The following is a 223-nucleotide window of genomic DNA, read 5'->3' on the forward strand; positions in this document are numbered from 1 at the left end:
GGCGGATCTGGCTACGTTCGAGCTGAACGAGGCGTTCGCCGCGCAGGCTTTGGGCTGCCTGGAACAGTGGCCCGAGCTGGATCCGGAGGTGGTCAACCCCCGCGGCGGGGCGATCGCCCTCGGCCATCCGCTGGGGGCCTCCGGGGCCCGGCTGGCCGGGGCGGTCGCCCACCAGCTGGCCGCCCGCGGCTCCTCCGGCACCGGCCTGGCGGCCCTGTGCATC

Annotated in this window: 1 pseudogene; it reads left to right on the forward strand. The window is 76.2% G+C overall.

Annotated features, from left to right (window positions below):
- Positions 1–223: pseudogene (locus IH45_RS0142890) on the forward strand (3-oxoadipyl-CoA thiolase); the annotation flags it as partial.

Origin of the sequence: Streptomyces rimosus subsp. rimosus, from assembly GCF_000720725.1 — a bacterium.
Classification (GTDB): Bacteria; Actinomycetota; Actinomycetes; order Streptomycetales; family Streptomycetaceae; genus Streptomyces; species Streptomyces rimosus_A.